The organism is Dietzia sp. B44, from assembly GCF_014145245.1.
Taxonomy (GTDB): domain Bacteria; phylum Actinomycetota; class Actinomycetes; order Mycobacteriales; family Mycobacteriaceae; genus Dietzia; species Dietzia natronolimnaea.
In genome coordinates this window covers 1-13,612 of record NZ_JAALEF010000011.1, presented here as the reverse complement: position 1 = coordinate 13,612, position 13,612 = coordinate 1, and the positions used below count along the sequence as shown (strand labels likewise).

Sequence of the window (13,612 nt, the reverse complement as noted above, 5' to 3'; positions counted from 1 at the left end):
GGGGCTGCTCTCTACGACGTCGCCGTCGTCGGTCTGGGACCGGCCGGCCGCGCGCTCGCCTCCCGCTGCGCCGCCGCGGGCCTGAGCGTCCTCGCGATCGATCCGAAACCGGACGCGCCGTGGCGCCAGACGCTCTCCCTGTGGGCCGACCAGCTCCCCCCGTGGCTCTCGGTGGCGTCGTGCGGTGTCGACGTCCTGGCACACTCCGTCCACGCGCCGGTGCACTACTCCCCCGACCGGGCCGTGGTGGACCGGGCCTACAGCGTGCTCGACAACGACGCCCTGCGCGAGGCACTGCCTCTCGGAGCCGGCGTGACCGTCGAGACCACGGCCGTCGACGATGCCGCGTTGCCTGCCTTGACCGCCCGGGCGCACCGCGTGGTGGATTGCCGCGGCGCCGGTGGCTCCGCCAACCGAGGGCCCCTCCAGACCGCCTACGGGATCGTCCTGGACGCGGAGGACGCCGCCCCCGCCCTCGCTGGTGATCCGGCGCTGTTCATGGACTGGCGGACGGACCACGACGACGACGAACTCGGCCCGAGCTTCCTGTACGCGATACCCCTGGGTGCCGGCAGGGTCCTGGTGGAGGAGACGTGTCTGGCGGGGCTGCCCGCACCGGATCCCGTCGACCTGGAGGCCCGGCTGCGGTCGAGGCTCCTGCGACGCGGGGTCGCGCGGTCGGCCATCGATGCGCCGCTCGAGGTGGAGCGGGTGCGGATCCCGCTCCTGCCCCGAGGTGGTGGGTCCGGAGCCCCCCGGATCGAGGCCTTCGGCACCGCCGGGGGACACGGCCACGCGGCGACGGGGTATTCGGTGGCCTCGATGCTGGCGGCGGTCCCCGGCGCGGTGCACGCCCTCGGCACCGGATTCCCGATCCCGGCGCCCCGGTCCCCCGCGAGCACCGCGCTGCACAGGATCGGGCTCCGCGTTCTCCTGCGCGCCGACGCCCGGACCCTGAGGCAACTGTTCGGCGCGTTCGGCCGGATCGACGCTCGTCGCCAGCGGTGGTTCCTCGACGGCGCGAGCCCCTCGTACCAGCTGGCGCTGGCGATGTGGGACATGTGGGTGATCATGCCCGCACGGGACAAGGTGGGGATGATCGCCGCCGTCGTCCGGCGGCGCCCCCGTCCCGCCGTCGGTGCTCGATCGGGCTAACCCGAGTCTCGGCGCCGCGGCCCCGCATCACCCGGCGACGGGGAGAATCCGTCGAAGGTGAGGGCGAGTGCCTTGGGACTCCGGGTCAGGCGGAACATCGAGGCCAGCGCGATCACGGCCCACGCCACACCGATCAGTTCGAAGGTCTCCTCGACGTACATGATCGCCACATACAGGTCGGACATCCCCTGGTCGCGTTCCACGATCCCTGAGATTGACTCGATGACCAGCGCTCCGAGGAGGAACACCACCGCGGAGCCGATCAGCCCGACCGTCACCCGGGTTCGGAGGGCGAGGACCAGGCGGATGAGGAGCGCGGCGACCACCAGCGCGATGGCGGTCCCGGGGATGACCCAGCTGTAGTGGAGATCCCCCGGCACCGCCGGCGCCAGGCGGTCACCGAAATAGAAGAGTCGCTCGTGGAGCTGCGCCGCCTCGTCGGCCGAGGCGATGACGGCCACGGTGGAGAACAGCCACCACGACGCCCGGAACCGATCAGAGGTGAGGGCTGCCAGCGCGGCCAGGGCGGCGACGAGCAGCCACATCGTGGCCGCGAACCAGACCGCGATGTTCCCCTCGCCCCCGATGTCGAACGCGCTCCACAGCAGGTTCCACCCGTGATCCCGCTCGTAGCTCCCGGTGGATCGGACCACGACGTACAGGATCCCGGACAGCGGCGCCAGGAGAACCGAGGGCAGCAGCAGCCACCTGGCCGCCCGGGACAGGCGATAGTAGGCTACCCCCGGGTCTCGATCGTGGTCCGGTGGCGCTCCGGTCGGTATGTCATCCGCGGGTGGGGCCATGCGGCCAGGGTAAACACCCGGAGAACCGCCAGCGACCCCGGGAGGTCGCTGGCGGTCCTCCCGCAGGCGGCTAGACCGTGAAGCCGATCGCCCGGAGCTGTTCCCGGCCGTCGTCCGTGATCATCTGAGGACCCCACGGCGGCATCCACACCCAGTTGAGCTCGAGGTCGTTGGCCAGGTCGGAACCCACCACCGCGCTTCGGGCCTGGTCCTCGATCACGTCGGTCAGCGGGCAGGCCGCGGAGGTCAGCGTCATGTCCACGCGCGCGATGGTGGACCCTTCGGTCTCCCCCGGGCGGACCCAGATGTCGTAGACCAGCCCGAGGTCCACCACGTTGATCCCGAGCTCGGGATCAACCACGTCGCGCATGGCCTCCTCGAGGTCGGCGACCAACGCGAGGTCCTCCTCCGACTGCTCGGGGCGATTGGGGTCGGGGCGGAATTCGCCGTTGTAGACGGTGCCCGCCGCGGTCGCGTTCTCCTCCGCCGACGTCGCGTCGTCGACCGACGGGTCGTTGGCCGGGGTCATCTGCTCGGTCATGTCATTCACTCCTGATGCTGTTCGGTCTGTCGGCCGAGAGCGTCCCTGTATGCCATCCAGCCCAGCAGCGCGCACTTGACGCGCGCCGGGTATCGGGACACCCCGGACAGGGCGACGGCGTCGTCGAGGATCTCCTCGTCGCCCTCGTGCTTCCCGCGGGACGAGATCATCTCGTGGAAGGCGTCGTAGGCCTCGAGGGACTCCGACACCGTGCGGCCGACGATGAGGTCGGCCATCATCGAGGTGGACGCCTGGCTGATCGAGCACCCCTGCGCGTCGTAGGACACGTCCTCGATCGTCGACCGGTCGTCGGAGAGTTGCAACCTCAGCGTCAGCTCGTCGCCGCAGGTCGGGTTGACGTGATGCACCTCGGCCCCGAAGGGCTCCCGCAACCCGCTGTGGTGCGGGTGTCGGTAGTGGTCCAGGATGACTTCCTGGTACATCTGTTCGAGCTTCACGACCGCGCACCTCCCACTCCGAAGAATTGCTGGGCCCGGCGCAGCGACCGGGCGAGCACCTCGACCTCGTCGAGGGTGTTGTACAGCGCGAACGAGGCCCGGACCGTGGACTGCACGCCCAGTCGGCGGTGCAGCGGCCACGCACAATGATGTCCCACCCGTACCGCGACACCGTCGTCGTCCAGGACCTGGCTCACGTCGTGGGCGTGGACGCCGTCGACCACGAAGGAGACGGCACCGCCCCGCGCGACCATGTCACGGGGACCGACGATCCGGATGCCGGGGATCTGGCCGAGGGCCTCGAGGGTGGCCGCGGTGAGCGACTCCTCGTGACGGGCGACCGTCTCCATCCCCACGCTTTCGAGGTAGCGCACGGCGGCGGCGAGGCCCACGGCCTGCGACACCATCGGCACACCGGCCTCGAACCTCTGGGGCGGGTCGGCGTAGGTCGACTTCTCCATGGTCACGGTGGAGATCATCGATCCGCCCGTGAGCACCGGCGGCATGGCCCGGAGCAGCTCCCGACGTCCGTAGAGCACGCCGATGCCGGTGGGACCGAGCATCTTGTGTCCGGAGAACGCGGCGAAGTCCACCCCGAGTCCGTGGAAGTCCACGGCCATGTGCGGGACGGACTGGCACGCGTCCAACACGACGAGCGCGCCCACCGCCTTCGCGGCCTCGACGACGCGCGCCACGTCGGTCACCGCGCCGGTGACGTTGGACTGATGGGTCAGCGCGACGACCTTGACCGCGTCGGTCAACCGGAGAGAATCGAGATCGATCCGTCCGTCGTCGGTCACGCCGTACCACTTCAGCGTGGCACCGGTGCGGCGGCACAACTCCTGCCACGGCACCAGGTTGGCGTGGTGCTCGAGCTCGCTGATCACGACCTCGTCACCCGGGCCCACGGAGTACGGACCGAATCGGTCGTCCCCGAGCGCGAAGGCGACGAGGTTGAGCGCCTCGGTGGCGTTCTTGGTGAACACGAGCTCGTCCACATCGGCCCCGACGAACCCGGCGATCGCGGCACGCGCGTCCTCGTAGGCGTCGGTGGCCTCCTCGGCCAGTTGGTGTGCGCCCCGGTGGACGGCCGCGTTGGAGCTCAGGAGGAAGTCCCGCTCCGCGTCGAGTACCGGGATCGGGCGCTGCGAGGTCGCCCCGGAATCCAGGTAGACCAGGGGCTTTCCGTCACGGACCGTCCGCTGCAGGATCGGGAAATCCGAGCGGACGGCCGTGATGTCGAGGGTCGAGGTCATGTTCTCCCAGCTGTCCGATCAGGCGTTCGCGGGCGTGAGGTACTTCTCGTACCCCTCGGCCTCGAGCTCGTCCGCCAACTCCGCCCCACCGGAGGCGGCGATCCGGCCGTCCACGAAGACGTGGACGCGGTCGGGCGTGATGTACCGAAGGATGCGGGTGTAGTGCGTGATGAGGAGGATTCCGCCGTTCTCCTCCGACCGGTAGCGGTTCACGCCGTCCGACACCACGCGCAGCGCGTCCACGTCGAGACCGGAGTCGGTCTCGTCGAGCACGGCGATCTTGGGCTTGAGCAGATCCAGCTGGAGGATCTCGTGGCGCTTCTTCTCGCCGCCGGAGAAGCCCTCGTTGACGCTGCGCTCGGAGAAGGCCGGATCGAAGTCGAGGTCGGACATGGCCTCCTTGACCTCCTTGACCCAGTGCCGCAACTTGGGTGCCTCGCCCCGGACCGCGGTGGCCGCGGTGCGCAGGAAGTTGGCGGTCGAGACCCCGGGGATCTCGGTCGGGTACTGCATGGCCAGGAACAGGCCGGCGCGGGCGCGCTCGTCGACCTCCATCGACAGGACGTCCTCGCCGTCGAGCGTGACGGTCCCGCCGGTGACCTCGTACTTGGGGTGGCCGGCGATGACGTAGGCGAGGGTCGACTTGCCGGAGCCGTTGGGGCCCATGATGGCGTGGGTCATCCCCGACTCGATGGTCAGGTCGACGCCCTTGAGGATGTCGACGGTCTCGGCCGAGTCGGCCGTTGCCGCGACGCGGGCGGTCAGGCCCTTGATCTCGAGAATGGTCATTGGTGTGCTCGCAATCTTTGTGAAGTCTTCGGGGGTGGTCTCTCGGGGGTCTGGGATCAGATCCCGGAGGACTGCAGTTCCAGCTCGACGGCCTCGGCGATCCGCTCACGTACCTCCGGCACGCCGATGCGGTTGATCACCTCTCCGAAGAAGCCACGGACGACCAGGCGCCGGGCGACGTCCTCGGCGATACCCCTGGACATGAGGTAGAACAGGTGCTCCTCGTCGAATCGTCCCACCGCGCTGGCGTGGCCGGCGCCGGCGATCTCACCGGTCTCGATCTCGAGGTTCGGCACCGAATCCGCGCGGGCCCCGTCGGTGAGGACGAGGTTGCGGTTCATCTCGTAGGTGTCGGTCCCCTCGGCGGCGGCGCGGATGAGGACCTCGCCGATCCACACGGTGTGGGCGTCGGGCAGGTTCGACGACGCATCGCCCTGCAGAGCGCCCTTGTAGAGGACCCGCGAGGTGCAGTGGGGTACAGAGTGGTCGACGAGCAACCGGTGTTCGATGTGCTGGCCGTCGTCCGCGTAGTACAGACCGTTGATGTTCACCGTGCCCCCGGGGGCCGTGAACGTCGCCAGTGGTGCGATCCGGACGAGTTCGCCACCGAAGGTCACCGCGGTGTAGGTGAGGGTCGAGTCGCGACCGACCTGCAGGTGGTGATTGGCCATGTGCAGCGCGTCGTCATCCCAGTCCTGGATGAGCACCACTTCGAGGTGGGCCGAGTCGCCGACGATGAACTCGACGTTCTCGGCGACCGTCCCCCCGCCGCGCTGGTCCACCACGAAGGTGGCGTTGGCGAACGGCTCCAGGCGGATCTGGGCGTGGCCGTAGGCCAGTTCGCCCTCCCCCGGTCCGTCGATCGTCACGTACACGGGGTCGGCCAGGACGGTCTCCTTGGCCACGGTCAGCACGGTCGCGGTGTCGACGGAGCTGAAGGCCTGCGCCGCGACGCGGTCCCGGGGTGCCCCGGCCTCGCCGATCCGCTTGTCGTCGGTCCCGACGCTCTCGACGGTCAGTCCGTCACGCTCGGCGACGGAGACGAGCAGGTTCCCGGTGGCCGTGACGCGCGATCCGTCGTGGATGCCGCGCAGCCGCTTGAGCGGGGTGAAGCGCCAGATCTCGTCCTTGTGGCTCGGGACCTCGAACGCGCCGACGTCGAAGGAGGAGAACTGGTCGCCCTTGGTGGCGGTGACGGGGACGCCGTAGCGATCCGTCACCGGGGTGGGGCCGGTTCCGGTGGTGGGTGAAGTGGTGTCGGTCATGGCGGTCAGCCCACCGATCCTTCCATCTGGAGTTCGATCAGGCGGTTGAGCTCGAGGGCGTACTCCATGGGGAGCTCCTTGGCGATCGGCTCGACGAATCCGCGCACGATCATGGCCATCGCCTCGTCCTCGGCCAGTCCGCGGCTCATGAGGTAGAACAACTGGTCCTGGCTCACCTTGGAGACGGTGGCCTCGTGCCCCAGGGTCACGTCGTTCTCGCGGATGTCGATGTAGGGGTACGTGTCGGACCGGCTGATGTTGTCCACCAGCAGCGCGTCGCACTCGACGTTCGACTTGGATCCCTTCGCACCGGCGTTGATCTGGATCAACCCGCGGTACGCGGAGCGACCGCCGCCTCGCGCCACCGACTTGGAGACGATGTTCGAGGAGGTGTTGGGCGCCAGGTGCAGCATCTTCGAGCCGGTGTCCTGGTGCTGACCCTCCCCCGCGAACGCCACGGAGAGGACCTCGCCCTTGGCGTGCTCGCCGGTGAGCCAGACCGCCGGGTACTTCATGGTCACCTTGGAGCCGATGTTGCCGTCGATCCACTCCATGGTGGCGCCCTCCTCGGCCCGGGCGCGCTTGGTGACGAGGTTGTAGACGTTGTTCGACCAGTTCTGGATGGTCGTGTAGCGGCAGCGGCCGCCCTTCTTGACGACGATCTCGACCACGGCCGAGTGCAGCGAGTCCGACTTGTAGATCGGCGCGGTGCACCCCTCGACGTAGTGCACGTAGGCACCCTCGTCGACGATGATGAGCGTGCGCTCGAACTGGCCCATGTTCTCGGTGTTGATGCGGAAGTAGGCCTGCAGCGGGATGTCCACCTGGACACCCGGCGGGACGTAGATGAACGAGCCGCCCGACCACACGGCGGTGTTGAGGGCGGAGAACTTGTTGTCACCGGCCGGGATCACGGAACCGAAGTACTCCTCGAAGTACTCCGGGTGCTCCTTGAGTGCGGTGTCGGTGTCCATGAAGATGACACCCTGGCTCTCGAGGTCCTCGCGGATCTGGTGGTAGACCACCTCGGACTCGTACTGGGCCGCGACGCCGGCGACCAGACGCTGCTTCTCCGCCTCCGGGATGCCGAGCTTGTCGTACGTGTTCTTGATCTCCTCCGGCAGGTCCTCCCACGAGGTGGCCTGCTTCTCGGTGGACCGCACGAAGTACTTGATGTTGTCGAAGTCGATCCCCGACAGGTCCGAACCCCATCCGGGCATGGGCTTCTTGTAGAACGTCGCCAGCGCCTTGAGTCGCTTGGCGAGCATCCACTCGGACTCGCTCTTCTTGGTGGAGATGTCACGCACCACGGCCTCCGAGAGGCCGCGCTGGGCTGTGGCACCGGCGGAGTCGGAATCGTGCCAACCGTAGTTGTACTGACCGATCGAGGCGATCCGCTCCTCATCGGTGGTCGGCTCGTGCACGGTGACGTCGGCCGTCACCTGATCTGGGGTGATGGTCATCGCACAGTCCTTTCGGGGGTCGGAACCGACGCGTCTGCGCCGGCCGCTGCGGGGATGGTCGCCGCCAGGTCACCGGCGGTCACCATCCCCGTGGGGATGTTCGTGGTGCAGGCGCAGTCTCCGCCGGCGATGGTGGCGAGGCGCTGGACGTGGGTGCCCACGATCTCGGCCACCACCTCCTGCTCGGCCTCGCAGAGTTCCGGGAACTGGGACGCGACGTTCCACACCGGACAGTGGTGCTGGCAGATCTGGAGGCCTGATCCGGCGTCCTCGATCGACGCGGCATATCCCGACTCCGAGAGGGCGACGGCGATGTCCGTCGCCGCACGCTCGACGTCCTGCGGTCCCTCGGCGGGCCGGACGTGTCCGATGACCGAGCGGACGCGCTGGCGGGCGAAGTCCGCGACGGCGGCGGTGCCGCCGACGCGTCGCAGGGCGGACAGGGCCTCCACCGCCAGGTGGTCGTACCCGTGCTGCGCGGACCTGCGGCCCGTCGCGGTGACCTGGAACGCCTTGGCCGGCCGACCGCGGGTGCCGGCCGGGCGGGTCCGGGTGGCCTCGACCTCGCCGGATTCGACCAACTGGTCCAGATGTCGGCGGACACCGGCAGCGGTCAGCCCGAGCTCTCGTCCGATCTCTACGGCGGTCAGCGCTCCTCGTTCCAGCAGGAGTTCACGGACGGCCGAGCGGGTGTCGGGCCGCGTGCTGCTCTCGTACGCGTGCTGCACGCTCATCTGCCACTCCCTTCCGGCTATGCTCGGTGCGCCCCGTGCGGGACGCACCACCTCATATTACGCAACACTTCCGTGACGGAAATATTCCCACCCCCCGCGAGTCCGGCGGTGCCGTCGAAATGTGATCTGCGACACCCACTGTGGAGAGAGGCCGAAATCAGTGGCACCCAGGTTCCCGGTACGCGGTGCGGGGTCCGTCACTGCCCGACTCCATACCGAGGAGCGGTTCACCGGGGCCCCACCGTCTGCTGAACTGGCCCGACTCCGCCGGATCCGCAGGATCGGCACCACCGCGGCCGTCGCGATGGCGGTGGGTGCCCTGGGCGCCGGCGCCCTGCCGGTCCTGCAGAACCCCGTCGCGGGCGAGCGGTTGTTCGGCTTGTGGCTCAGGGTGCAGCAGTCCTCCATGACCGTGGTCATGACCGGGATGGTGGTGGTGACTCTCTGCTGGCTGTTGCTCGCCCCGTACGTCCTCGGCCGGGATCGCCGGGGACGGCTGAGCGGCCGCATCGACAGGGCCACACTCGACCGCATCATCGCGTCGTGGGCGATTCCGCTCGCGCTGGCCCCGCCCATGTTCAGCAAGGACGTCTACAGCTATCTGGCCCAGGGCGCGATCGGCAACACCCTCGACGACCCGTACGCGCTGGGTCCCGTGTCGGCGCTGGGCACCTCCCACGCCTTGACTGTAAACGTCCCGGACATCTGGCGGGACACGCCGAACCAGTACGGCCCCCTGTTCCTCGGCGTGCAGAAGGTGATCCACACGCTCACGGGGGACGACGTGGTGGCCGGCACGATCCTGCACCGGGTGGTCGCCATCATCGGGATCCTCATGCTGGGCTGGGCTGTCCCGCGCTTGGCGGAGTACTGCGGGGTGTCGGACGTGGCGGCGCTCTGGCTGGCGGTGGCCAACCCGCTCGTGCTGTTCCACCTGGTGTCCGGGATCCATTCCGAGTCGCTCATGATGGGGCTGCTGGCCGTCGGGCTCGTGCTGGCCCTCCGCGCGGTGGACTCCCCGGAGTCCGGCCGTCGGACCACGGTTCTCTTCGTCGTGGGGACCGTCCTGGTCACCGGGTCGGCGCTGGTGAAACTGCCCACCGTCGTCGCCCTGGGTTTCGTCGGGATGGCGCTCGCCCGTCGTTGGGGTGGCGGGTATCTCGCCACCGTGCGGGCGGCGCTGGTGATGGTGGTCATCAGCGGTGCCACCACCGGACTGGCCATGCTCGCGACCTCCTCGGGCCTCGGGTGGATCACGAAGCTCGGAGCGGCCACGTCCCTACGCAGCTGGCTCTCACCGCCCACTGCTCTGGGGGTGATCGTCGGCGGGATCGGGCAGTACCTCGGACTGGGTGACCACACCGCCCAGATCCTGGTGATGGTGCAGACCGCGGCGCTCGTGATCGCCGGCGTGTTCACCGTGAGGATGCTGTTCGCGGTCTCCGCCGGGCGGATCGACCCGGTCGGCGGCCTCGGGGTGTCGATGGCGGCCATCGTCCTGTGCTTCCCCGTCGTCCAACCCTGGTACGTCCTGTGGGCGCTGATCCCGCTCGCGGCGTGGGCCTCGCGGATGGAGTTCCGGATCCCCGTCGTGGCGGTCAGCGCCGTGCTCGCCTGCTTCACCCTCCCGCCGGGTGCGGGCCTGCCGCCGTTCGTCACCGTCCAGGCGTGGGTGGCCACCGTCGTGGCCGTGACGGTCCTGCTGATCGCGATGTTCCGCTGGCCGGGGCTGTTGCGCTTCCGGTAGTCGACGCGGCCTAGAATGCTCCCGTGACCTCACGCACCGACTCCCCCGCGCTCCACGTCGAGGGACTCGTCAAGAGGTTCGGGGAGACCACGGCCGTGGCCGGTCTGGACCTCCGACTGGACCGCGGTGAGGTGATGGCGCTCCTCGGTCCCAACGGCGCCGGCAAGACCACCACGGTCGAGGTCTGCGAGGGATTCCTCCGGCCTGACGGTGGATCCCTCCGGGTGCTGGGGTTCGACCCGGTGTCCGACCGTCAGCGGGTCCGCAGCCGGATCGGCATGATGCTGCAGGGCGGCGGGGCGTACCCCGCGGCGCGTGTCGGGGAGATGGTCCGTCTGGTCGCCTCGTACTACGCGGACCCCCTCGACCCGGACTGGCTCCTCGCCGAACTCGGGCTCAGCGACCACGTCTCGACCCCCTACCGGCGTCTGTCCGGCGGCCAGCAGCAGCGACTCTCGCTCGCCATCGCGGTCATCGGCCGACCCGAGCTGGTGTTCCTCGACGAGCCCACCGCAGGACTCGACGCCCAGTCCCGGCGGGCCGTGTGGGACCTGGTCGGGGCGTTGCGTCGCGACGGTGCCGCCGTCCTGTTGACGACCCACCTCATGGACGAGGCCGCCGCCCTGGCCGACGAGGTCGTGATCATCGACCACGGCCGTCGTGTGGCCGCCGGCTCGCCGGCCGAGCTCGCCCGGGCGGGGACGTCCGAAGGCGTGACCCTGGTCGTCGACGGTGAGGCCTCCCCGGGTCTCCTGAGTGAGGCGATCGGTCCGGACCACACGGTGACGACGGGGTCCGCGGCGGGGGTCCTGGAGGTCCACGGCCCGGTCTCCCCCGAACTCATGACCACCCTCTGTGCCGCGCTCGAGAAGGCCGACGTCCAGCTCACCTCCCTGGCCACCCGCGCCAGGAGCCTCGAAGAGGTCTTCCTCGACCTGACCGGACGGGACCTGCGATGACCGACACCCAGACCGGCGCCAACCGCTTCGCGCCGGGCACCTTCGCCCGCCCGTCCGCACCCGCCCCCCTCCTCCGTATGGCCGCGTCGCAGACACGGATGGAGCTGACGCTGTTCCTGCGCAACGGTGAGCAGCTCCTGGTCGCCCTGGTGATCCCCGTGGCCGTGCTGTTCGCGCTCACCGCGATCGAGTTCGGTTCGATCCCACAACCGAGGATCGACTACGCGATCACGGCGGTGTTGACCCTCTCCGTCATGGGTACCGCGTTCACCGGACAGGCCATCGCCGTCGGCTTCGACCGTCGTTACGGCGCGCTGAAGAGACTCGGCGGGACCCCGCTCCCACCGGCCGTCATCATCGGCGGCAAGATCCTCGCCACGCTGATCCTGGTGGCCGGCCAGGCTGTCCTGCTCGGTGCGATCGCGGCCGGGCTCGGCTGGCGCCCCGGAGCGGCCGGCCTGGCGGTGGGCGCGGTGATCATCGCGTTCGGATCGGTCGCGTTCTCCTCGATGGGGCTCCTCCTCGGGGGGACCCTGCGGGCGGAGATCGTCCTGGCGCTGGCCAACCTCATCTGGTTCGTCCTCATCGGCGCGGCCGGGCTGGCGATCGGTGTGGCAGCCCTGCCCGAGTGGCTGCACGACCTCCTCGTCGTCGTCCCGTCGTACGCCCTGACCAGCGCACTGGTCACGGCGATCGACGGAGGGTTCCCCGCCCTGGCGGCCCTGGTCCTGGCCGGGTGGACCGCGGTCTGCGCCGGACTGGCCGTGCGGCACTTCTCCTTCACCTGATCGCGGAGCCGTCTGCGCGCCCGCCTAGAATCGGGGGCGTGACCTCGACTTCGCACGCCCCGAACCCCGGCAGCCATGCCACGAGCGAACCCCCCGGACCGACGGGACCGCTGTCCCGTCTGCCGATGCCGTCGATCCGGCTGCAGAAGGGCCTCGCGCTGGCCAACGTCTTCGCCCAGATCGGCATCATGACCACCGGGGTCACCGTCCGGGTGACCGCCTCGGGGTTGGGCTGCGAGACCTGGCCACGGTGCAACCAGGACAGTTTCGTCCCCGTCGCCGGCGCCGAACCCGCGCTGCACCAGGCGATCGAGTTCGGCAACCGACTCCTGACCTTCGTGCTGGTCGCGATCGCGGCAGCCCTGCTGCTCGCGATCCATCGTGCCGGCCGTCGCCGCGGGCTCAAGCTGCTCGCGTGGGCGATGCCCGCGGGGATCCTCGCGCAGGCGGTGATCGGGGGCATCACGGTCCTGGCCGGCCTGGTGTGGTGGACCGTCGCGCTCCATCTGCTCCCGTCCATGATCCTGGCCTGGCTCGCGGCCGTCCTGTTCGTCCGGATCGGTGAGGCCGACGACGCCCCCGCCCGCCGTGTCCTGCCCCCGCCGTTGTCCTGGCTCATCGTCCTGTCCGCGGTGCTCCTGGCCGGTGTGCTGGTGACCGGCACCATGGTCACCGGGGCCGGGCCCCACGCCGGTGACGCCCGCATCGAGGCCGCCGACCGCCTCCAGATGCCGATCCAGTGGCTGGTCCACTTCCATGCCGAACTGATGGTCGGGTACGTCTGCCTGCTCATCGGGCTGGCGTTCGGTCTTCTCGCGTTGCGCGCCCAGGGACCGGCCATCCGGCGCTGCCTGATCCTCATCGCGCTGATCGCGGCACAGGCCGTCGTGGGGATCACCCAGTACCAGCTGGGGGTGCCCGAGGTGCTGGTGGTCCTGCACGTGACGCTGGCGGGGGCCATCACCGCCGTGACCGGCGCACTCTGGGCCTCGGCGGTCATCAGGGACCGGGCGGACGGGAGTCCGCGGCCCGCGTAGTCCGGCCGGCGGCAGGGCCCGCCTGACGCGAATGCGGAACGGCCCCGCCGTGGCGGGGCCGTTCTCGTCCTACCGGGGTCTCAGAGCAGGGATCCGGAGCCGGCCATGCGCTTCCAGTGGCCCGCGGGCACATCGGCATGGGAGACCAGTTCACGGGTCCAGTCCGAACCGGTGAGCCCGGGAACCGAATCGCGCACGGCCTCGGCCTCGGCGAGGGTGTCGACCATGTAGTCGTCCATGACCCCGTCTGCGCCCACGAACGTCAGACGGATCCCCGTCCGACCGGTGGGCTGGAGGACCAGGTCGGCCGCGCCGCCATGGCGGGCGAGGAACTTCTTGACGAACTTCACGGCGCCCGGGGGCGGTGTCGGGCCTGCCGGAACGCGCTCGACCTTGATGGGATCGATCTTCTCCGACGGCGCCTTCTCTGCAGCCTGTCCCTCGACCGACTTCTCCTCGGCGGCCGGTTCGTCCGCCGGAGGTGTCGCAGCCGGCTGGGACGCGGCAGGGGCGTCGGCGGGTCGGGAGGCGGCGGAGGGCGCGGAATCCGTCTCGGTGGACGCCGCGGGCTCCGCAGGCGTATCCGGGGACTCCGCGGACGCCGTGTCCGCTCCGGA

14 protein-coding genes are annotated in these 13,612 nt (G+C 69.8%); 5 read left to right on the top strand and 9 right to left on the bottom strand.

What is annotated here, in order from left to right:
- Positions 1-1,155, top strand: a 1,155-nt coding sequence (locus G6017_RS00510) for a lycopene cyclase family protein (protein WP_241731307.1), incomplete at its 5' end; no start/stop codon positions are given.
- Here G6017_RS00510 and G6017_RS00505 read toward each other — a convergent pair.
- The 8 genes from G6017_RS00505 to G6017_RS00470 all read right to left on the bottom strand — a co-directional run bounded on the left by G6017_RS00505 (position 1,152) and on the right by G6017_RS00470 (position 8,464).
- Entirely contained in the window at positions 1,152-1,958 is an 807-nt protein-coding gene (locus G6017_RS00505; RefSeq protein WP_241731306.1) for a DUF8692 domain-containing protein, read from the bottom strand. The genes G6017_RS00510 and G6017_RS00505 overlap by 4 nt on opposite strands.
- Before the next feature lie 70 nt (positions 1,959-2,028).
- Positions 2,029-2,499: a metal-sulfur cluster assembly factor gene (locus tag G6017_RS00500; RefSeq protein ID WP_179525310.1), complete on the bottom strand. Its 471-nt coding sequence runs from the start codon at positions 2,497-2,499 to the stop codon at positions 2,029-2,031.
- A 5-nt stretch (positions 2,500-2,504) separates the two neighbouring features.
- Entirely contained in the window at positions 2,505-2,957 is a 453-nt protein-coding gene (gene sufU, locus G6017_RS00495; protein WP_179525311.1) for a Fe-S cluster assembly sulfur transfer protein SufU, read from the bottom strand.
- Positions 2,954-4,213, bottom strand: coding sequence for a cysteine desulfurase (locus G6017_RS00490; protein ID WP_179525312.1), 1,260 nt, complete (start codon positions 4,211-4,213; stop codon positions 2,954-2,956). Before G6017_RS00490 ends, sufU begins: the two co-directional genes overlap by 4 nt.
- An 18-nt stretch (positions 4,214-4,231) precedes the next feature.
- A complete protein-coding gene (gene sufC / locus G6017_RS00485; RefSeq protein ID WP_179525313.1) occupies positions 4,232-5,002 on the bottom strand; it encodes a Fe-S cluster assembly ATPase SufC in 771 nt (256 codons plus the stop codon).
- 56 nt (positions 5,003-5,058) lie between these two features.
- Positions 5,059-6,267 (bottom strand): Fe-S cluster assembly protein SufD, encoded by a 1,209-nt coding sequence (sufD, locus tag G6017_RS00480; protein ID WP_182610859.1) that lies wholly within the window; start codon positions 6,265-6,267, stop codon positions 5,059-5,061.
- Positions 6,268-6,272: 5 nt separating this feature from the next.
- Entirely contained in the window at positions 6,273-7,730 is a 1,458-nt protein-coding gene (gene sufB, locus G6017_RS00475; protein ID WP_179525315.1) for a Fe-S cluster assembly protein SufB, read from the bottom strand.
- Positions 7,727-8,464: a helix-turn-helix transcriptional regulator gene (locus G6017_RS00470; protein ID WP_182610860.1), complete on the bottom strand. Its 738-nt coding sequence runs from the start codon at positions 8,462-8,464 to the stop codon at positions 7,727-7,729. The genes sufB and G6017_RS00470 overlap by 4 nt, the downstream gene beginning before the upstream one ends.
- 160 nt (positions 8,465-8,624) lie before the next feature.
- Here G6017_RS00470 and mptB point away from each other — a divergent pair, with 160 nt between their 5' ends.
- Genes mptB through G6017_RS00450 form a run of 4 tightly spaced genes read left to right on the top strand, consistent with a single transcriptional unit; the run spans position 8,625 to position 12,995 of the window.
- Positions 8,625-10,211: a polyprenol phosphomannose-dependent alpha 1,6 mannosyltransferase MptB gene (mptB, locus tag G6017_RS00465; protein WP_179525317.1), complete on the top strand. Its 1,587-nt coding sequence runs from the start codon at positions 8,625-8,627 to the stop codon at positions 10,209-10,211.
- A gap of 23 nt (positions 10,212-10,234) precedes the next feature.
- The gene (locus G6017_RS00460) at positions 10,235-11,170 is read left to right on the top strand and encodes an ABC transporter ATP-binding protein (protein ID WP_182615376.1); all 936 of its coding nucleotides are present in this window, start codon (positions 10,235-10,237) and stop codon (positions 11,168-11,170) included.
- Positions 11,167-11,958 carry an ABC transporter permease gene (locus G6017_RS00455; RefSeq protein ID WP_182615374.1) on the top strand — a complete coding sequence of 264 codons (792 nt, stop codon included), beginning with the start codon at positions 11,167-11,169 and terminating at the stop codon, positions 11,956-11,958. The genes G6017_RS00460 and G6017_RS00455 overlap by 4 nt, the downstream gene beginning before the upstream one ends.
- A gap of 38 nt (positions 11,959-11,996) precedes the next feature.
- Positions 11,997-12,995, top strand: coding sequence for a COX15/CtaA family protein (locus G6017_RS00450; protein ID WP_182615372.1), 999 nt, complete (start codon positions 11,997-11,999; stop codon positions 12,993-12,995).
- An 80-nt stretch (positions 12,996-13,075) separates the two neighbouring features.
- Here the strand turns inward: G6017_RS00450 and G6017_RS16370 are convergent.
- Positions 13,076-13,612, bottom strand: a 537-nt coding sequence (locus tag G6017_RS16370) for a hypothetical protein (protein ID WP_194307667.1), incomplete at its 5' end; no start/stop codon positions are given.

Coding starts and splice junctions, on each gene's coding strand:
- G6017_RS00505 (WP_241731306.1), bottom strand. CDS start 1,958: ATGGCCCCACCCGCGGATGACATACCGACCGGAGCGCCACCGGACCAC.
- sufD (WP_182610859.1), bottom strand. CDS start 6,267: ATGACCGACACCACTTCACCCACCACCGGAACCGGCCCCACCCCGGTG.
- G6017_RS00470 (WP_182610860.1), bottom strand. CDS start 8,464: ATGAGCGTGCAGCACGCGTACGAGAGCAGCACGCGGCCCGACACCCGC.
- sufB (WP_179525315.1), bottom strand. CDS start 7,730: ATGACCATCACCCCAGATCAGGTGACGGCCGACGTCACCGTGCACGAG.
- G6017_RS00490 (WP_179525312.1), bottom strand. CDS start 4,213: ATGACCTCGACCCTCGACATCACGGCCGTCCGCTCGGATTTCCCGATC.
- sufC (WP_179525313.1), bottom strand. CDS start 5,002: ATGACCATTCTCGAGATCAAGGGCCTGACCGCCCGCGTCGCGGCAACG.
- G6017_RS00455 (WP_182615374.1), top strand. CDS start 11,167: ATGACCGACACCCAGACCGGCGCCAACCGCTTCGCGCCGGGCACCTTC.
- G6017_RS00500 (WP_179525310.1), bottom strand. CDS start 2,499: ATGACCGAGCAGATGACCCCGGCCAACGACCCGTCGGTCGACGACGCG.